This is a genomic window from Glutamicibacter sp. BW77, from assembly GCF_002332285.1.
Taxonomy (GTDB): domain Bacteria; phylum Actinomycetota; class Actinomycetes; order Actinomycetales; family Micrococcaceae; genus Glutamicibacter; species Glutamicibacter bergerei.
Genome location: NZ_NRGT01000074.1, coordinates 16,528 through 34,412 on the forward strand (window position 1 = coordinate 16,528; position 17,885 = coordinate 34,412).

Consider the following 17,885-nt stretch of genomic DNA (forward strand, 5'->3'; position numbering starts at 1 on the left):
ACGAATTCACAAGCCACCCCCTGTTACACTCAAATACATGGATACCCGCTAAGCTCGCCAATGACCTCGCACCGCACTTCGGTGCACATCGTTCATTTTGGCTACCGGCTTCGGTATCCCTTTTTTGTTGGTTCCCCCAGGGGTTGAGCCAACTTCGCGGTCCCCAGGTTCGGCAGCCTCTTCACACCCGTGGGAGGACCAAATATGCCTTTGACTCCACCAATAAAACTACACAACCTCAGTTTCTGCTGGCCTACCGGCGAGCGTGCCGTGACCGATCTTGAAGGTGTCTTCCCATCCGGGCGCACTGGCCTGACCGGCATCAACGGCAGTGGAAAGTCGATTCTCTTGCAGCTCATTGCTGGCCGGTTGACGCCCACTGCCGGATCCGTGGAAGTCTCTAGCGATCTCGCCTATCTGCCACAAACTCTCACCCTGCACCAGGACACCACCGTGGCCGAGCTGTTAGGAATTGATAGCACTTACCGTGCCTTGAAAGCTATCGAATCCGGAAGTATAGACCCCTCGAATTTTGACGCCGTCGGCGACAATTGGGATCTCGAAGCCCGACTGGAAGCCGAACTTAGTCCACTGGGGCTGGAAACTCTAAGCCTCGAACGTCAGATCAGCACACTTTCCGGAGGGGAAGCAATGTTGCTGGCAGTAATCGGTCTGCGCCTAGCGGCCTTACCAATAACGCTGCTCGATGAGCCAACGAATAATCTCGACGCACCGACTAGAGAATTGCTCTATGGACTCGTGCGTTCATGGAAGGGAACAATAATCGTAGTCAGTCATGACATCGAGCTTCTGGAACTTATGGACCACACGGTAGAGCTGTATGCGGGAAAACTACGTCTTTTCGGAGGACCGTACAGCGTGTACCGCGAACAGCTGGCTACCGAGCAGCACGCTGCCGAACAGGCCGCTAAAACGGCGAATGCTTCGCTGAAGGTAGAAAAGCGTCAACGGGTAGAAGCCGAAACAAAACTCGCCCGCGCCAAACGCAAGGGGCGAGCTGAACAGTTAGGTGGTGGGCTGCCGAAAATCCTGGCCAATCACCTGCGCCAAAAGTCCGAGGCGAATGCGGGAAAAATGCGTTCGAATCTGGACGGAAAGGTAGAGCAGGCGCAGAGCAAACTTGAGCAGGCTGAAATTCGTGTCAGATCGGAGGAGCACATCAATGTGGAGTTGCCAGATCCAAAACTTCCCGCCAGCAAACAAGTAGCTCAGTTTAGCTACCCTAGCGGACACCACATCATCCAAGGTCCCGAGCGGGTGGCTCTTACTGGACCCAACGGTTCGGGTAAAACCACCTTGCTAAACCAACTACTGAGCACCGAACCGTCCGAGGCTGAACTCTCGGGCAAGCTTTTCCTCCAACGCGTTGGGTACTTGCCGCAGCGTTTAGTGGGCCTCGACGAAAGCCGCAGTGCGGTCGAGAATATTAGTCAGGTAGCACCCTCAGCCACATCGGGGCAGATTCGAAATATGCTCGCGAGGTTGTTATTGCGTGGCACTAATGCAGACCGCCCATTATCTGCATTGTCCGGCGGAGAGCGTTTCCGCGTCTATTTAGGTTCGCTACTCTTGGCTGAGCCCACGGCTCAGTTGCTGATCCTTGATGAACCAACAAATAATTTGGATATCGATAGTGTGCGTCAACTCTGTGAGGCGTTAGGGGCCTACCGTGGCGCGTTGCTGGTAGTCAGCCACGACCAAAAGTTCTTGAACCAGCTGGGACTTGATTACTTATTGGAGCTGAGGGCAGATGGATCCTTGACGAAGTCCTACCCCACAGCGGTTTGCTAACCCGATGGCGGTGTGTTGCCGGTTTACACTAGATCAAAGCACACCGCCGAGGACCCCGAAAGCAAGTTGAACATGTCCTACCCCCAGCGCACCGTCGAAGTAGTCACTACCGGCCTGGTTATCGATCAGTCTGCAACCCTGCTCTGGACCGACATTCGACGTGCCTTCATTTATGAAACAGGCTCCGGCCACGAAGCACTAACCTGCGCCGAGTTCATGCTCACCGAGGGCTACAGCGTAGAAATTAATAGCCAAATGCCCGGCTGGGATCTGGCAATCGAGCACCTGCCTCAGCGCATCGAGAATCTAGTCGACGAACGCTAGCAACTACGAGGAGTAATCCATGGCCACGATAGTTCTTTTCCACCACGTCCAGGGGCTCACCCCCGGAGTTCAAGCTATGGCCGCCGAATTACGCGCAGCTGGCCACAGCGTACACACTTTGGACCTGTTTGCAGGAAAGCTTCCTAAAGATATCGACGCCGGAATTCGCATGGCCAACAAGCTAGGCGAAGATAAAATCCAGGAGCGCGTCGACAAGTTTTTCTCGAAGCTTCCCGAGGAATTGGTTTATATCGGCAGCTCATGGGGTGCCGCTCTGGCGCAACAGTGCGCCCAGCAACGGCCAGGGGCTCTCGCAGCGGTCCTCTTAGAATCCTTCGTGGACGTAGAAGCAGACTGGAGCTTCGGCCCATGGCCCGAAAACGTCCCGGTACAAATTCATGGCATGGATGAAGACCCATTTTTCGCCAAGGAAGGCGATTTAGAAGCTGCTCAACGCTTCGTCGAAGGCGAAGGATATGAGCTCGCACAGCTGTTTACCTATCCGGGCAACAAACACCTGTTCACCGACTCCTCACTGCGTTCCCATGATCCTGAAGCGCGCGCTGTGGTCATGGAACGAGTGATCAAATTTTTGGAACCTTTCGCCTAAAGCAGGCGCATGCCGAACTGGTTATCCACATATTTTGCTAAGTGACCCCAGATTCTTTGAGGTACTCCTAGGCTGAGCTGACTAACACCAACTCTCTCAGCTCTGAGGAGCAGACCATGTCTGTCAGTAAAAAACGACATTCGCGTAGCGCGCAGCAACGTCACCGCGAAAGAGAACGACTCGAAATAAAGGATCGAGCCACTTTTCGTCAGCACCGGTTCAGTCAGGCCATCGATAAGCTCTGCGAAGCCGATGGGACCATAGAATTGGAAGCGGCTATACGCTGCGTGCAGAAGATTGTTCCGGACAAAACGGGACTGCTTTCGACTTTTCTCTACGCCACGCCTACAGACATTCTTGCCGATCGCCGGGGTTGGAAGTCCATCACCAATGCTTCTGACGATGACGACGCAGAACTGTGGATCTACACTCCATCTATTCCCAAGGATTGGGATGAGCGCTCGGTCGACCAACCCACGGAGCTAGCTTGGGACGGTGACTATTACACACTAACTCCCGCGATTCGAGGCGGTACACGGTCAAGCAGAATCGTTTACTACGACAACCCGTTTCGGCTAATTCGAGAAATAAACGATATCGAAAGCTGGTGAGGATCAATTCGCCGCAGTGCCGGGCTCAAATAAAAGAAGAATCCCATCACCCCTAGTCAATCAAGGGTAATGGGATTCTTATATGGTGCGCCCTGCGGGGTTCGAACCCGCGACCAATGGATTAAAAGTCCAGTGCTCTACCAACTGAGCTAAAGGCGCACGGCCTAAGCCAAAGTCCATAATACCCGAAGTATCGTTTCATGTTTAATCGAGTGAAATTTGGCAGTGTCGCGGCCACATCCAGTACCGCGTAAACGTCGAAATAATGAGTGCCTGAGCCCTGTGAAATATGAGTATTTTGCAACGTCATCCACTTTGTTCTAGTGCCCAGATTCACTCGCCATAGTGGAGCAGAGTGAGCTAAATGCGAGTAGTCTCGAAGCCATGAAAGGTGCACGCGCAGGTTCCACAGTTGGTCAGGTCTCCGGATTTCGCCATCACAAACCACGTCCATTCGCTCCGCAGGATTTTAATCCTTATGAGGGCGGCGCCGATCCTGCTCGCATCTCTGAAGCAGCTCACCTTTCGGCTCAGGCTTTTGTGCGTAAAGGTATTGCCAACGAGGACCCTGACATTTCAAACAGATTGGTCCAGGTCGCAGAGACCGAAGGACTAGAGGTTCTTGCAGAGCTTTGGTCCGCAGCTCCGGCACGTTCGCTTCCTGGAGCACTGTGGCGTCTTTACGCCGTACGCACGGCGACGCTTGATAACGCCGAGACCATGTCAGCACGTTTTCGTGCCGGTGCTCATCGCGCAGAAGTTGAACGTCTGGTAGCGGGCGTTGCCGAGCCGCCCACGGCCGAAGAACTTAAAAACATGGCAACTTCTATCCTCACCGGCGCCTTCGAAGGCGACTTCGCCCATGCCCTGGAGCGTACGGCCGCCTACTGCAGGGTACTGGCCCTGGGCATGACAGAGCATGCAGATGCCGCGGATCTTGCGAATGAAACTCGGGGCACGAAGCTTACCGCGCGGGCCAAATCAATGGTAAACACCGCCGAGGATCTCGAAGCCTGCGCAAGGTTGTGGCGTCAGGATTTATTGGACTGATCACGACTCGGACTACACAAGACATCTTGGGCTCTAGCAGTTAGGTTGGAACCAAACCATGTCTTAGCACTAGAGATCGGTAAGTATGCAGACTCCAGTTCCCGACTACCTTCACGAAGTTCTCGATTCCCTGCGTGAGGACAATTCCGGCGAAACCGCCCAATACATTCCGGAACTGGCCAATGCTGACCCAACACCATTTGCGCTGTCAATCACCACTGCGACGGGCAGCACCTACTGTGCCGGTGACAGCGATACGCCATTTAGCATTCAATCCATCTCCAAGCCTTTTGCCTACGCGGCGGCCATTATGGACCGGGGGCTAGACCATGTTTTGAAGACAATTAGTGTGGAAGCCTCAGGCGAAGCCTTTAACGAGCTTTCCCTGGAAGATGGCACCAACCGTCCAAAGAATCCGATGATCAATGCCGGCGCTATTGCCGCGCATTCATTGCTCGTCGGGAAAGATGCGACCGCGGCAGCTAGGAACCAACGAGTATTAGACATGTTTTCATCCCTTGCTGGACGAGAACTATCCGTAGATGAAGATGTCTATCGTTCGGAACTGACCACCGCTGACCATAATTTCGCTATGGCGCATATGCTTCGAAAATTCGGAATACTCACCGATGACGTGCACGAAGTAGTCGCTGGATACACCCGACAGTGTTCAATCTTGGTGACGGTCAATGACCTGTCCATGATGGCCGCAACATTGGCCAATGGTGGAGTTCAACCGGTGACTCGCGAGAGAATTATCGATGCCGATACTGCGCGACAGGTTATGTCGGTTATGGCGGTAGCCGGCATGTACGACGGTGCTGGAGACTGGCTCACGCGTGTGGGAATCCCCGCTAAAAGCGGGGTTTCCGGAGGACTTGTGGGCGTCTTACCTGACCAAGTGGGTGTTGCTGCGTTCTCACCACGTTTGGACTCTCATGGTAATAGTCAGAGGTCGCGCCGGATCTTTGAAAGATTGTCCTCAGATATGGACATGCACCTCTTCGCACCAAGCCACGGTCGACTTGACGTTGTCGGGGTAACTCAAGAAGGAAGTCGGGAGATTTTTTATCTCCAAGGCAACGTACGATTCCCTGCAGCCGCCGAATTACTGGATCTGCTCTCCGAATCAGACTTTGACGGTGCCGTTCATTTGGATATTTCTCGGGTGTATTCCTTCACCAAAGTTGCCCGGCGAATGGTGCTTGAAGCCCTGCGCAGGTTGCGCAATGAAGGCCGCAGGATTTTTCTCCATGATCCACTACAGTCCTTGGCCAATCCCGACTTGGGCGATGGAACCTTTCCAGAAACTCCCTAACGTACGAGTTCGCTAAACAGTTAGCCATACTCGTGCGCAAGAGGGTGCCGGTGACACTTGCTCGCTCAAGAGCACCTAAACTTGAGCTTGGATAGCAGCACCAAAAGAAAGTAGGCACAGTGGGCGCGGAAGCAAACAATTCGGCTTCCGGAACACTGCGGTGGTTACTTATTTTGATCGCTACCGCACTGTTGTCGCAAACCACGCTCAACTTGGTTCGACCGGTCACCACTTACAAACTAATTTCCTTAGACGCTGGCCCGGTAACCGTTGGTGTCACCACCGCTGCCTTCGCACTGCTACCGATGGTCACGGCTGTATGGCTTGGGCGCATTAGTTCACGAATTCCAAAGATTCGTTTTTTGATGCTCGCCGGCGCCGGGCTCATGGGACTAGGCTCCTTAGGCGTCGCGGCAGCCAACGGCTTTGTCATGGTTGCCGTTGCCAGCGCCGTACTAGGTATGGGGCACTTACTGTTCACCATTGGTGGTCAGTCATCTATCGCGCGTTATTTCCCAGATGACCAGCTCGATAAGGGTTTCGGTTGGTTCACCGCGGCGTACGCCGCAGGACAGTTCCTCGGCCCGCTGATTGCTGGAGCCATCCTTGGGACCACTTCCTCTGCTGATTCTCCCGAACGTGTTGCCGACATCTCTCTTTCCTTATGGATCGGTGCCGGCTGCGCCTTGCTAGCCATCCCCTTGCTCTTGCCAAATCTCCAGCCTCGGCTGTCTAAGAGCGCTGCGGCTACACCGGCCCCCAAATCCGAAGCGTCAATCATTTCGATTCTTCGCATCAAATCCATTCCTTCGCACATGCTCGCTTCGCTGGCGTTGCTTTCAATCATCGATATTCTCACCGCTTTCTTGCCCTTGGTTGCCGAAAAACACGGCGTGACCCCGGCAGCGGTGGGTGTATTGCTGGCCCTGCGTGGCGGTGCCTCGGTTATTTCCAGACTCTTCCTGCCATGGATTTCGACCCACTTCTCCCGTAAGTCAATGTTGCTCACCAGCCTGTTTGCCGCCGGAATCTCCATTGCGCTCGCCCCACTATTCATTGACGTCCTTTGGTTGGCGGCTTTAGCCCTAATCGTGGGTGGTTTCTTCCTGGGCATGGGACAACCGGTAACGATGACCATGGTGTCCACCTCCGTGCCCGCACAGGACCGTGGAGCTGCCTTAGCCGTCCGCTTGATGGGAAACAGGCTAGGGCAGGTACTCCTGCCTATTGCGGCCAGTACGGTAGCTGTGGGGACGGGGCCAGCGGGCGCCATTTGGTTCTGTTGCGGACTGTTATGTGTAAGTGGTGTCGAGAAATCTTTGCGTAAAGAACGTGAGAATTAGCACCAGTCACCCGGTGTGGTTGACAGCAAGCGCTTAGTACGAGAAAACTAGTAGACGGTGCCGGGCCGCTGGTAACCCCGGGCTCCAATATTCTGCCGCTTCGAGCGGCCTTCCGCCGAGAGGCGTTCCCGGTCCGGCATCACTAACATTTCGTCGTTAACCTTCGCGACGTAAACTGTTCAGCGTCAGTACCAAAACGATGGCCTAAGACGAATGGTGCGCCGAACAACGTGAAGTTCCAAATTTTTCCTTCAGCCACGCGTGGCATTGAATTGCTCAGTGACCTGGCGAGCACAATCCGTATCTCGGTGGCAAGTGTCTCCGAGATGATCGGCAACCCGGATGGTCGTGCAATACAGCTCAAGGATCTTGCCAATGCGGAAGCTCAGGCCACGGACCTGCTCCACGCCTTGCTCACGCATCTGCGGACCAGCTACATCAGCCCGCTACCGCGTGAAGACATGTACACGTTTTCCCGCTTGCTCCACGAAACCATGGAGCACCTGCGCGGCATTGGCGAACTGATCAACACCTTAGGTTCCACTCCGCTCTCTGAGCGCGCTGCCGAACAACTAGAGTTAATCTCGCAGCTCGCCGAGCTCGCCGCGCACTCGGTTCGGACATTAAACAAGCTTGATGATTTGGAAGATAACTGGTTGCAGATGATGCAGTACTCAAAGCGTGCTGCGCGCACTCATTTAGTCTGGATCGATGAAATTTCGAATTTCTCCAAGGCCTCCACAATTCATAAACATCAGCGTGTAGCGGACCATTTACTGCTGACCGCTAATTCGTTGCGTCAGTTCTCCGACCACCTCGGCCGCGTGCTGGTCAAGGAATCCTAGAATCCGATGGACTTACTGCCCTTATTCACCATCATTGCTATCGTCCTAACACTGGGTTACGCGGTCCTCAATGGTTTCAGGGACTCTTCCACAGCAGTTGCAGCAGCGGTGCGTACCCGTGCGTTGCGCCCCGCCGTCGCAGTAGTTGTCGCCGCACTATTCGCTTTTATCGGCACCATGGCGAGCACCAGGCTCAGTACCGCGTTGATCGGCCGGCTCAACCTTCAACTGCCCGATGGTACCGTGGGGATGAAGCTGCTCATTGCCGCATTGTTAGCCGCCGGAGCATGGCTGATACTCTGCTGGTGGCGTGGCATACCGGTATCGTCCACCCACGCTCTGATGTCCGCATTAGTTGGTGCTGGCGCGGCTAACTCTTGGCTCGGCAATGAGTCGCTAGGTGGTGCAGTTCAGCTGTTCACCGGCTCGGTACTACTGCCCTTACTTATCACTCCGGTCATCGCCTACTTCGCCTCATTTTTGCTGGTAGTTCCGGCCACGTGGCTGATGCGCCACGATACCGCAAGAGATGTTAACGCCCGTTCCCGTGCTGGGCAGGCCATCGCGGCTTGTGCCGTGGCGTTGGGGTTGGGATTGCAGGACGGCCAGCGTACCGCAGCAATGATCTCACTAGTGCTCATTACCGGTCAGCTGATGGATCCTGGTCCGGTGGCTCTGGCCATCCAGCTGGCGGCGGCGGCCGCGTTGTCCTTCGGCGTGCTTCTGGGCGGCTGGCGGATCACCTACACGCTCGCGCGTCGTCTGGTGACCTTTGATCCATTACGTGGCATGGTCGCCCAAGGCGTCGCCGCGACCATGCTATATGTCGGCTCGCTGCTGTTGCACCTACCGATATCCACCACTCAGGCGGTGACCAGCTCGATCGTGGGCGCCGGAGCAAATCAGCCCTTTGAATCCGTCGTCTGGAACCGCGTAGTCAAAGTGCTTGGACATTGGCTGATCACTCCGGTCGTTTGCATTTTGGCCGCAGCGGTCTTAGCCCTTGCCATGGACCCGGTGGGTTAACTATCTAACGTCGCGCCGGGTTGCTGGGAGTGCGGAACAAAACGCACGCTCATCGCCTTAAAGCCCGGAGTATTGGATTCGCGAGCCACCAAACCTCGGTGCACTAACGCGTTAGCTTCCGGGAAATACGCCGCCGCGCATCCCTTCGCCGTAGGGTAGGAAACCAGCCTGAAACGGTTCGCCCGACGCTCGGTACCATCAAAGGTTGAAATGACATCCACCAGATCGCGATCCGCAAAGCCCATTTCTTGCAGATCGTCAGGGTGAATGAGGATCACTCGCCGCCCGTCCTTAATTCCGCGATACCGGTCATCTAGCCCGTAGAACGTGGTGTTGTACTGGTCGTGACTGCGCATAGTCTGCAAGATCAGGTGGCCGGCTGGGGCCTTGAGAGCTTCAAAAGGTGAGACCGTGAACCGTCCCTTGCCGATATCCGTGGCAAAAGAACGTGAGTCACGTGGTGCGTTGGGCAGCACAAAGCCATTGCGTTCGCGAACCCGCCGGTTAAAGTCTTCAAAACCAGGCAATACCCGTGCGATATGGTCACGGACCACGTCATAGTCATCGGCCATGGCTCGCCAGTCGACGACATGGTCATCTCCCAAGATAGCCTGGGCCATGCGTGCCACAATGACGGGTTCGGCCAGGAGGTGCTCAGAGACCGGGGTGAGCCGGCCCTGGGTCGAGTGAATCACCGACATCGAGTCCTCCACGGACAAGAACTGAGCACCCTTAGGGTGCTTATCATCTTTGTCGGTGCGGCCAAGGGTGGGCAGAATCAATGAGGTCTGCCCGTGCACCACGTGAGAACGGTTTGGTTTGGTGGAGATATGCACGGTCAGCTTGGCGCGCTGCATGCCCGCTTCCAATAATTCGGTTTCCGAGTTCGCTAGGGCAAAGTTGCCACCCATAGAGACGAATACGTCCACTTCATTGTTTTCGAACGCATCTAAGGCTTCGGTGGAATCATAGCCATGAGCACGCGGGGAATCGATACCAAACTCTGCGTCTAGGGCCTCAAGTAGCTGCTCGGTTGGTTTCTCCCAGATCCCCATGGTGCGGTCGCCCTGCACATTGGAGTGTCCGCGGACCGGGCAAGCACCGGCGCCCGGCTTGCCGAAGTTGCCCTGCAACAGCAGCAGATTGATGATCTCTTTGAGCGTCGGCACCGAGTGCGGTTGCTGAGTTAGACCCAGCGCCCAACAAAAGATGGAAGCTTTGGATTCGATGAGCAATCTAGCCACTTCGGTGATCTGCGTGCGCGTCAGTCCGGTGGCTTCCTCGGTGGCATCCCAGTCAATTTCGGCGCGAGCACTCTTGTAGGCCGCAAAACCGTCGGTGACTTCGTTGATGAACGCCTGGTCCACTACGGTTCCGGGGTTCTTCTCTTCCTCAGCTAGCAAGAGATGCCCAAATGCCTGGAATAGCGCTAAGTCTCCGCCAACCTTGATCTGCAGGAAGTGGCTACTGATCTCGCTAGACTTGCCGAGCATACCGCCGATGGTCTGTGGGTCCTTAAAACCAAAGAATCCGGCCTCTGGCAATGGATTGACCGCCACAATTTTGGCTCCGCGCTTACGCGCGTCGGCCAGTGCGGACAGCATCCTCGGGTGGTTGGTTCCCGGGTTTTGCCCCACGACGAAGATCAGTTCGGCATGGTCAAAGTCTTCGAGCGACACTGTGCCCTTGCCGATTCCAATGGTGGGGTTCAACGCCGAACCCGAGGACTCGTGGCACATATTTGAGCAGTCTGGAAGGTTGTTGGTACCCAGCGAGCGAGCGAGCAGTTGGTACATGAACGCCGTCTCGTTGGCGGTGCGTCCAGAGGTGTAGAAGACACACTTATCCGGGGTGCTGGCGTTAACGTGTTCCCCAATGGTGGAGAACGCTTCCGCCCAACTGATTGGTTTGTAGTGGGTGTCGCCCGGACGGATGATCATTGGCGCGGTGATGCGTCCCTGCGATCCTAGCCAGTACTCGGTTTTTTCGCGCAGCACACTGATTGGGTGTTGTTCCCACCACTGCGGGGTGACGGTGCGGGCGCTGGCTTCTTCGGCCACGGCCTTGGCGCCGTTTTCGCAGAATTCTGCAGGCTTGCGCTTACCGGTAATCGATTCGGGCCAGGCGCAGCCCGGGCAGTCGAATCCACCGCGCTGGTTAATCCGCAGCATGGAGCGCAAGGTACGGCTCGGTCCGGCTTCCGAAAATCCGCGCTCCATGGAGACCATCACGGCCTTTAGCCCGGCGGCGCTATGTTTCGGTTCACCGACCTTAAGGTCATCTTCGTTGATGTCATCTTTGGGTGCTGGACGATGCATGGTGTTCCTCCGCCTGAGCTACTTGGTGCCTAATATGCGTTGTGCATGAGTGTATAAGTTGATACTTTGCCCGCGAGAGAATCCGGCCAAGGTAAGCCCACATTCATCCGCTAGCTCTACGGCTAAGGAGGAAGGCGCACTGACCGCGCTAAGTACCGGTATTCCCGCCATGGCGGCCTTCTGTACCAATTCGAATGAGGCCCTGCCGGAGACCTGCAAAATGCTCTGCCGAAGAGGTAAGTCGTTTGCCCGCAGGGCGGCTCCGATGACCTTGTCCACGGCGTTATGCCGTCCCACGTCTTCGCGCAGGATCAACAGCTCCCCATCGGCATTAAACAGGCCCGCCGCGTGTACTCCACCGGTGGAATCAAAGAGTCGCTGCGCGTCACGCAGTGTGTCCGGCATTTTTAGCAGCGCCTCGAGCTGAACCTGCCCGTCGTCTGGATTCAGCACGTAGTTGGACTTCTTGTGCACCTCATCGATCGAGTTCGTCCCGCAAATCCCACAGGCCGAACTTGTCACCACGTTGCGGGCGGCCGACAGATCCGGAACCTGTGCACCGAAGCCCAGCTGCGCTTCAATCACGTTATAGGTCTGGTTGCCGTCCTCGTCAGTTCCTGAGCAGTAGCGCATCGAGGTCAGCTGTTCAGCGCGGGCAATGATTCCTTCGGCATGCAAAAAGCCTGCCACTAGATCAAAGTCATCTCCCGGGGTGCGCATCGAGGTAGTAAAAGCAGTAGAGCCGAACCGGATCTCCAGCGGCTCTTCACCTGCCAGTTTTTCTTCGCGCACGAAGCTACTACCACCCAACGTGGCGCGGGTGATGCGCCGTCGCAATATTTTGCGTCCCATCGCGGTTTTCCTATTCTTGCAAGTGCTCCGAGTCACTCACAAACGTATCCCAGAATCCTAGCGCCGTGGGCACTTGTGACCTTTTTTATTATTCGGCGTCAGGCTGGAATAGATCCTCTATTTGGCACCCAAAGAGTGCGCTGAGCTTAAACGCCAGCGGCAGCGAGGGATCGTAGCGTCCCTTCTCCAAGGAAATGATCGTCTGTCGTGAGACCCCCAACGCGTCGGCGAGCGCCTGCTGGGACAGCCCCCGCGCTTTACGGTGATCAGGAAGGGAATTTTTCATTAGCCCTCGGCCCGCTTAATCATTTGGTACCTAATCATGTAATCGCCAAGTGCGAACCACACCAGCCCTGCACAGACCAATGATAGCGGCCAGGAAATCACCACGTCTGCGAAGAGCATTAACATTGCACTCGCGAAGCAGCCGACGCTAAAGAGGATGATCAGGTCACGCCACACTGTCGCTTGAGCACGCGTGCGCCAGCTCTGCTCGATGGTTTGTTCCGGATTTTTCACGGGTTTCGGCAGTGAGCTTCGGTCAACGAAGACGAACCATGAAATAACTGCAGCGACCATCCAGAAGGATAGCGTCAGATTGATCCACCCTGGCCAGAACCCTTCTTGGAAATCGACCAGCAAGCTGAACACCGTACTCAACCCTGCGGCGAGAAACAGGCTGGTCCCCAAGACTAGAAGCAGTAATTGTCCAGCCCCACCACCAAAGCGTGAACGTCCTAGTGCGAGGGCACGTGGCTGACGATCCGTACTACTTTGATTCCTATTTGTGTTGCTCATTAGCCCTCGGCCCGCTTGATCAGGAGGTAGCGCACGCCGAAGTCGGCCATCGACAATGCAACCACGCTAGCCAAGACTAAACCGATGGAGGCCTGGACTTCGATGAACGAAAGAACCGCTGCACCCAGACCGCAGACGAGCAAGATGTCTTGAAAGACACCCACCGCAGCCTTGTCATACCACTGGGATTCCACTGAGATCTCCGGGTTTTTGGTAGCCCCGCGTAAGGTGGAGCGATCCAGCAGTAAGGCCCAGCAAAGACCGAACATTGCAGGCAGCATGATCAACCCAAAGGCCAAAGCTGCCAGAAGCCTCCGCTGAGGATCGCCCGATGGTCCGAAGTTCCACCAAACCAAGGTCAATGCTGCCGATAGCACCGCACCGGCGAGCAGCGAAACGATGATCAGCATTGCTTGGCTACCGCCAAAGCGTGAGCGTCCCCAGCGGGCTTTGGTTTCTTGTTCCGTGTTCATAACATCCTCCTCGTAATGTAAACCAAACTTTACAGACAAGCGAGCTTTACAGTCAAGCTAACTTTACAAAGAAGTTTAAAAACCAGCGGCGCCGTGCTTTCGCATGGCGCCGCTGGCGGTGATCCCCTCCAGGATCCCCGGAAGACCCCCCTTCCGGTCCGTCTACCGCCCCATCGCAATAGGGGCGGCATCCGAAATCTTTATCCGAAGCGTCCTGAGACGTAATCTTCGGTGGCCTTCTGCTCCGGGTTGGAGAAGATGGCTGCGGTGTCGTTGTACTCGATGAGCTTGCCTGGCTTGCCGGTGCCGGCAATGTTGAAGAACGCGGTCTTATCCGACACGCGTGCGGCTTGCTGCATATTGTGAGTCACGATCACCACGGTGTAGTCACTCTTCAGCTCGTTGATCAAGTCTTCGATAGCCAGTGTGGAGATTGGGTCCAGGGCCGAGCACGGCTCATCCATCAAGATGACGTCCGGCTTCACCGCAATGGTTCGAGCGATGCACAGACGCTGCTGCTGACCACCGGAAAGACCCGAACCTGGCTTCTCCAGGCGGTCCTTGACCTCATTCCACAGGTTTGCACCGCGCAAGGACTTCTCCACTAGGGAGTCGGCATCCGAGCGGGAAATCTTTTTACCGTTGAGCTTCACGCCCGCCAGCACGTTGTCCTTGATGGACATGGTGGGGAACGGGTTCGGACGCTGGAAAACCATGCCGATTTGGCTACGCACGGTCACCGGGTCAACGCCCGGGCCATACAGGTCATCTCCGTCCAGCAATACTTCACCCTCGACGCGGCCGCCGGGGATCACCTCGTGCATACGGTTCAGCGTGCGCAGGAAGGTGGACTTGCCACAGCCCGAGGGACCGATGAAAGCGGTGACTGACTTTGGTTCGATGTTGATCGAGATATCTTCAACGGCGAGGAACTTGGAGTAGTAGACGTTCAGCGCGTTGACGTCGATGCGTTTTGCCATGGTGTATTCCTTGGAAATCTAGTGTGGATAAGTGCCGGAGCCTTAGGCTCAACGGCCCTTCTTCGGGGCGAACAGCGAGGCGATCAAGCGGGCACCGAGGTTCAGTGCCATCACCATCAGGATCAGCAGCAGGGCCGCAGCCCATGCACGCTGTACCGACGGGTCAATATTTGTCGGGCTGGTCGGGGTGAGGATTTGGTAGTAAATAAAGGTCGGCAGCGTGGACATCCAGTTTGCGAACACGTTCGTGTTGATCTGGCTTGCGATACCGGCGGTCACCAGAATTGGCGCGGTTTCACCGATCACACGGGCAATCGCCAAGGTGACACCCGAAGCGATACCGGAGATCGCGGTCGGGATGACTACCTTCAAAATGGTGCGCCAGCGGCGCACGCCCAAGGCGTAGGCGGCCTCACGCAATTCGTTAGGAACAATCTTGAGCATTTCCTCGGTGGAACGCACCACCGTAGGAATCATCAGCACGCTCAACGCGACCGCGGCGACGATACCCATGCGGGCGTTAGGACCAAGGATCAACCCGAAGAAGGCGGCGGCAAACAAACCGGCAACGATGGATGGGATACCCGTCATTACGTCTACGAAGAAGGTGATCGCCTTGGATAGCGGACCGTTCTTACCGTATTCGACCAGGTAGATCGCGGTGAGCATGCCCACCGGAACCGAGATGACCGTAGCCCAGAGGGTAATCAGCAACGTGCCCATCAGCGCGTGGTAGGCGCCGCCGAGAACCGGGGTTCCATCGGCTACGGTCTGATTATCAACCGCACCGGTCACCCCGTTCATGGAAGTGAACAGGAAGTGACTGCTCATTCCCGGAAGTCCCTTTTCCAGCACCGTGAAGAGTACCGAGGCCAGAGGGATCAGCGCCAACAAGAAGGAGCCGTAGATCAGGTAGGTCCACATCGCGTTGCGCCCTTGGCGCTTGCCCTCAACCGCCGAGGTCAGCACGGTCGCGGCGATAACAAAAAGTACCGCAGAGTAAATCGCGAAGGTTGCCACACTGAACCCGGTCAGCGTGGATAGCGCCGCACCGATGATAATCGCACCGGCAGCGGTAGCTGGCACGGCCCAACGTGGAAGCTTGCCCTTGGACAAGGAGTTGCGTTTGCGGCTTGGCGGGGTCGGCGTGGCCGAGTGCTTATTGCTAGTCATGACACTCATCAGTTAGCTCCCGAGAATTCCTTGTGGCGGGCGATGATGCCACGGGCGATCATATTCACGATCAGCGTGATCAAGAACAGCACCAGGCCGGCGGCGATCAGTTCTGCCAGACGCAACCCGAAAGCCTCGGGGAAGTTCAACGCGATTTCCGCGGCGATCGTCTGGTTACCGGATTTGATCAGCGATGGGATCAGGTTGCCGGTGGACAACACCAGAGCCACTGCCATGGTTTCGCCCAGTGCACGGCCCAGACCCAGCATGACCGCCGAGATAATACCCGGACGCGCGAAGGGGATGACCGCGGTGGTGATCATTTCCCAGCGGGTAGCGCCCAATGCCAGCGCGGCTTCCTCATGGAGCTTAGGGGTTTGCAAGAATATTTCACGGCTCAGCGAGGTGATGATCGGCAAGACCATCACCGCGAGCACAATGCCTGCGGTAAACATGGTTTTACCGGTCTGCGAGGCAGGACCGGCGAAGATTGGGATGAAGCCCAGGTTTGCTGCCAACCATTCAAAGATTGGAACCAGCGCCGGGGCGAGCACCATATAACCCCACGCGCCGTAGATCACCGAAGGGATCGCGGCTAGCAGGTCGATGACGTAGCCCAGTGGGCCGGCGACCTTACGTGGAGCAAAGTGCGAAATAAACAGGGCCACACCGATACCTACCGGGGTGGCAATCAGGAGCGCGATCGCCGCAGCGATCACGGTACCGATAACAATCGGCCAGATGTAGGCGAAGAAACCTTCACCGCCGGAAATGTCGGCCGGGTCGGCGACAAACGTCGGCAGGGCCTGGATGAGCAAGAAGATCGCAACGGCGAACAGCGTGACTAGGATCAGCACACCGGCAGCCAAAGCGGTGCCGGAGAAGATCTTGTCGCCCGCTTGACCCGAGGTCGATGACTTGCTCTTCAAAGCATTAGTCGTCATGGCAGGAGCCTTTACAAGGAGGGGGTTACGACTGCGAGGTCGTGGGGGTGGAGGGGTTTTACGTGGGCGGATCACTTTAATCCGCCCACGCGGTCATGCTTGGATACTACTTGGCTACGGTGATGCCGTCGATCGACTTGGCAGCCTTCTCGGAAATTGCGGCCGAGATTGGGGCGTTGCCGGCAGAATCCTGCGCGGTCTTCTGGCCTGCGTCGGAGATGACGTAGTTGCCGAAGGCCTTGACCAGGTCAACGGTTGCCTGATCCTTGTAGGAGCTGCAGAAGATGTGGTACGAAACCAGCACGATTGGGTAGGTGCCAGCCTCGGTGGTGTCACGCTCAAGGTCCAGCGCCAGATCGTTCTCGGCTGCATCCTTGACCGGGGTAGCGGTCTCTAGTGCCTTGGCTGCTGCCTCGGCCGAGATCTTGGTGTATTCCTCGCCGACCTTGACGTTCACGGTGGACAGCTTGCCCACTGCGGAGAAGTCAGCGTAGGTGATGGCGCCGTCGGTGGAGGTGGTGGTGGAGACCACGCCGGAGGTGCCCTTAGCGTTTTCCGACTGGATGTCGCTTGGCCAGTCACCGGAAACATCGTAGTTCCAGACGTCGCCAGCTGCTGCCTTCAGGTATTCAACGAAGTTCTCGGTGGTGCCGGACTCGTCGTTGCGGTGTACCACGGTGATCGCGGTGTCTGGCAGTTCAACATCTGGGTTCTGGCTGGCGATAGCCTCATCGTTCCACTTGGTGATTTCTTTCTTGAACACCTTGGCGATGGTTGCTGCGTCCATGTTGATTTCTTCGACGCCTTCAAGGTTGAAGGCAATCGCGATCGGGGAGACGTAGGCAGGAATGTTGAATGCACCCTCTGGGCCGCAAACTTCCTTAGCCTTTTCGGCTTCTTCTGGCTTCAGGTAAGCGTCCGAACCGGCGAACTGTGCGCCGCCTGCCAGGAATGCTTCGCGGCCAGCGCCGGAACCATCTGGCGAGTACTGCACGTTGGCGTCCGCGTTCTCAGCCTTGAAGCCGGTAATCCAGGCTTCCATTGCCGAGTTCTGGCTGGAAGCGCCGATGCCGGTTAGCGTGCCGGTCACGCCGGATGCAGCCGAGCTGCTGGCCGACTCCGAGCCGGCGGCTGCGGTTGGGTTATCTGATCCACAGGCGGTCAGTGCGAGCGCGGCGACGGAAAGAACTGCAGCAGCGCTGCCAAAACGATTGAGCTTCACGAGTATTACTCCCCATTTATAGATGATCTGAGTGTGACCAACAGCGGACATCTGCCACGCTTCGTATACGACGTTAAACGCCGTAGGTAACCAGATCACCCAGCCAAGGTGAACGGAAGGTTAACAACCCGCAGAATCTCACGTGACCTCGATCACCTGGTTTATTTCTGGAGTTTTTTGGCGCCC

The 17,885-nt window shown here is 56.3% G+C and carries 18 protein-coding genes and 1 tRNA gene; 9 read left to right on the plus strand and 10 right to left on the minus strand.

What is annotated here, in order from left to right:
• Nucleotides 1-204 precede the first annotated feature (204 nt).
• The 4 genes from CIK74_RS13955 (at nt 205) to CIK74_RS13970 (ending at nt 3,357) form a co-directional block, all read left to right on the plus strand.
• The gene (locus CIK74_RS13955) at nt 205-1,812 is read left to right on the plus strand and encodes an ATP-binding cassette domain-containing protein (RefSeq protein ID WP_096256815.1); all 1,608 of its coding nucleotides are present in this window, start codon (nt 205-207) and stop codon (nt 1,810-1,812) included.
• A gap of 72 nt (nt 1,813-1,884) precedes the next feature.
• Entirely contained in the window at nt 1,885-2,136 is a 252-nt protein-coding gene (locus tag CIK74_RS13960; RefSeq protein WP_096256816.1) for a hypothetical protein, read from the plus strand.
• A 19-nt stretch (nt 2,137-2,155) separates the two neighbouring features.
• A complete protein-coding gene (locus CIK74_RS13965; RefSeq protein ID WP_096256817.1) occupies nt 2,156-2,746 on the plus strand; it encodes a dienelactone hydrolase family protein in 591 nt (196 codons plus the stop codon).
• Nucleotides 2,747-2,862: 116 nt separating this feature from the next.
• Nucleotides 2,863-3,357 (plus strand): hypothetical protein, encoded by a 495-nt coding sequence (locus CIK74_RS13970; protein WP_096256818.1) that lies wholly within the window; start codon nt 2,863-2,865, stop codon nt 3,355-3,357.
• A gap of 83 nt (nt 3,358-3,440) precedes the next feature.
• Here CIK74_RS13970 and CIK74_RS13975 read toward each other — a convergent pair.
• Nucleotides 3,441-3,516, minus strand: a tRNA-Lys gene (locus CIK74_RS13975).
• Between the two features lie 225 nt (nt 3,517-3,741).
• Between CIK74_RS13975 and CIK74_RS13980 the strand changes: the two genes are divergently transcribed.
• From CIK74_RS13980 to CIK74_RS14000, 5 genes are all read left to right on the plus strand, one after another.
• Complete coding sequence (locus CIK74_RS13980; protein ID WP_096256819.1) at nt 3,742-4,407, plus strand: hypothetical protein; 666 nt, start codon at nt 3,742-3,744, stop codon at nt 4,405-4,407.
• Between the two features lie 85 nt (nt 4,408-4,492).
• Nucleotides 4,493-5,725: a glutaminase gene (locus CIK74_RS13985; protein WP_096256820.1), complete on the plus strand. Its 1,233-nt coding sequence runs from the start codon at nt 4,493-4,495 to the stop codon at nt 5,723-5,725.
• 119 nt (nt 5,726-5,844) lie between these two features.
• Nucleotides 5,845-7,068 carry an MFS transporter gene (locus CIK74_RS13990; RefSeq protein WP_240520552.1) on the plus strand — a complete coding sequence of 408 codons (1,224 nt, stop codon included), beginning with the start codon at nt 5,845-5,847 and terminating at the stop codon, nt 7,066-7,068.
• Between the two features lie 230 nt (nt 7,069-7,298).
• Entirely contained in the window at nt 7,299-7,913 is a 615-nt protein-coding gene (locus CIK74_RS13995) for a hypothetical protein (protein WP_096256821.1), read from the plus strand.
• A 6-nt stretch (nt 7,914-7,919) separates the two neighbouring features.
• Entirely contained in the window at nt 7,920-8,939 is a 1,020-nt protein-coding gene (locus CIK74_RS14000) for an inorganic phosphate transporter (protein ID WP_096256822.1), read from the plus strand.
• On the opposite strand, the gene CIK74_RS14005 is transcribed toward CIK74_RS14000, so the two are convergent.
• From CIK74_RS14005 to pstS, 9 genes are all read right to left on the minus strand, one after another.
• Nucleotides 8,936-11,257, minus strand: a complete 2,322-nt coding sequence (locus CIK74_RS14005; protein ID WP_096256823.1) for an FdhF/YdeP family oxidoreductase — start codon at nt 11,255-11,257, stop codon at nt 8,936-8,938. The genes CIK74_RS14000 and CIK74_RS14005 overlap by 4 nt on opposite strands.
• A gap of 18 nt (nt 11,258-11,275) precedes the next feature.
• Nucleotides 11,276-12,109, minus strand: a complete 834-nt coding sequence (gene fdhD / locus CIK74_RS14010; RefSeq protein WP_096256824.1) for a formate dehydrogenase accessory sulfurtransferase FdhD — start codon at nt 12,107-12,109, stop codon at nt 11,276-11,278.
• Between the two features lie 88 nt (nt 12,110-12,197).
• Nucleotides 12,198-12,395: a helix-turn-helix transcriptional regulator gene (locus tag CIK74_RS14015; protein ID WP_096256825.1), complete on the minus strand. Its 198-nt coding sequence runs from the start codon at nt 12,393-12,395 to the stop codon at nt 12,198-12,200.
• The gene (locus CIK74_RS14020) at nt 12,395-12,907 is read right to left on the minus strand and encodes a hypothetical protein (protein ID WP_141392967.1); all 513 of its coding nucleotides are present in this window, start codon (nt 12,905-12,907) and stop codon (nt 12,395-12,397) included. Before CIK74_RS14020 ends, CIK74_RS14015 begins: the two co-directional genes overlap by 1 nt.
• Complete coding sequence (locus CIK74_RS14025) at nt 12,907-13,380, minus strand: hypothetical protein (RefSeq protein WP_096256827.1); 474 nt, start codon at nt 13,378-13,380, stop codon at nt 12,907-12,909. The genes CIK74_RS14020 and CIK74_RS14025 overlap by 1 nt, the downstream gene beginning before the upstream one ends.
• 200 nt (nt 13,381-13,580) lie before the next feature.
• Nucleotides 13,581-14,360, minus strand: coding sequence for a phosphate ABC transporter ATP-binding protein PstB (gene pstB / locus CIK74_RS14030; protein WP_096256828.1), 780 nt, complete (start codon nt 14,358-14,360; stop codon nt 13,581-13,583).
• 48 nt (nt 14,361-14,408) lie between these two features.
• Nucleotides 14,409-15,533 (minus strand): phosphate ABC transporter permease PstA, encoded by a 1,125-nt coding sequence (gene pstA / locus CIK74_RS14035; protein WP_170947892.1) that lies wholly within the window; start codon nt 15,531-15,533, stop codon nt 14,409-14,411.
• Between the two features lie 8 nt (nt 15,534-15,541).
• Nucleotides 15,542-16,477, minus strand: a complete 936-nt coding sequence (gene pstC, locus CIK74_RS14040) for a phosphate ABC transporter permease subunit PstC (RefSeq protein WP_096256830.1) — start codon at nt 16,475-16,477, stop codon at nt 15,542-15,544.
• Nucleotides 16,478-16,583: 106 nt separating this feature from the next.
• The gene (gene pstS, locus CIK74_RS14045) at nt 16,584-17,699 is read right to left on the minus strand and encodes a phosphate ABC transporter substrate-binding protein PstS (RefSeq protein WP_096256831.1); all 1,116 of its coding nucleotides are present in this window, start codon (nt 17,697-17,699) and stop codon (nt 16,584-16,586) included.
• Nucleotides 17,700-17,885 lie beyond the last annotated feature (186 nt).

Excerpts from the sequence above, each read along its gene's own strand:
- CIK74_RS13955 (WP_096256815.1), top strand. The coding sequence starts at position 205 with ATGCCTTTGACTCCACCAATAAAACTACACAACCTCAGTTTCTGCTGG.
- CIK74_RS13960 (WP_096256816.1), top strand. The coding sequence starts at position 1,885 with ATGTCCTACCCCCAGCGCACCGTCGAAGTAGTCACTACCGGCCTGGTT.
- CIK74_RS13965 (WP_096256817.1), top strand. The coding sequence starts at position 2,156 with ATGGCCACGATAGTTCTTTTCCACCACGTCCAGGGGCTCACCCCCGGA.
- CIK74_RS13970 (WP_096256818.1), top strand. The coding sequence starts at position 2,863 with ATGTCTGTCAGTAAAAAACGACATTCGCGTAGCGCGCAGCAACGTCAC.
- CIK74_RS13980 (WP_096256819.1), top strand. The coding sequence starts at position 3,742 with ATGAAAGGTGCACGCGCAGGTTCCACAGTTGGTCAGGTCTCCGGATTT.
- CIK74_RS13985 (WP_096256820.1), top strand. The coding sequence starts at position 4,493 with ATGCAGACTCCAGTTCCCGACTACCTTCACGAAGTTCTCGATTCCCTG.
- CIK74_RS14000 (WP_096256822.1), top strand. The coding sequence starts at position 7,920 with ATGGACTTACTGCCCTTATTCACCATCATTGCTATCGTCCTAACACTG.
- CIK74_RS14005 (WP_096256823.1), bottom strand. The coding sequence starts at position 11,257 with ATGCATCGTCCAGCACCCAAAGATGACATCAACGAAGATGACCTTAAG.
- fdhD (WP_096256824.1), bottom strand. The coding sequence starts at position 12,109 with ATGGGACGCAAAATATTGCGACGGCGCATCACCCGCGCCACGTTGGGT.
- CIK74_RS14015 (WP_096256825.1), bottom strand. The coding sequence starts at position 12,395 with ATGAAAAATTCCCTTCCTGATCACCGTAAAGCGCGGGGGCTGTCCCAG.
- CIK74_RS14020 (WP_141392967.1), bottom strand. The coding sequence starts at position 12,907 with ATGAGCAACACAAATAGGAATCAAAGTAGTACGGATCGTCAGCCACGT.
- CIK74_RS14025 (WP_096256827.1), bottom strand. The coding sequence starts at position 13,380 with ATGAACACGGAACAAGAAACCAAAGCCCGCTGGGGACGCTCACGCTTT.
- pstB (WP_096256828.1), bottom strand. The coding sequence starts at position 14,360 with ATGGCAAAACGCATCGACGTCAACGCGCTGAACGTCTACTACTCCAAG.
- pstA (WP_170947892.1), bottom strand. The coding sequence starts at position 15,533 with ATGACTAGCAATAAGCACTCGGCCACGCCGACCCCGCCAAGCCGCAAA.
- pstC (WP_096256830.1), bottom strand. The coding sequence starts at position 16,477 with ATGACGACTAATGCTTTGAAGAGCAAGTCATCGACCTCGGGTCAAGCG.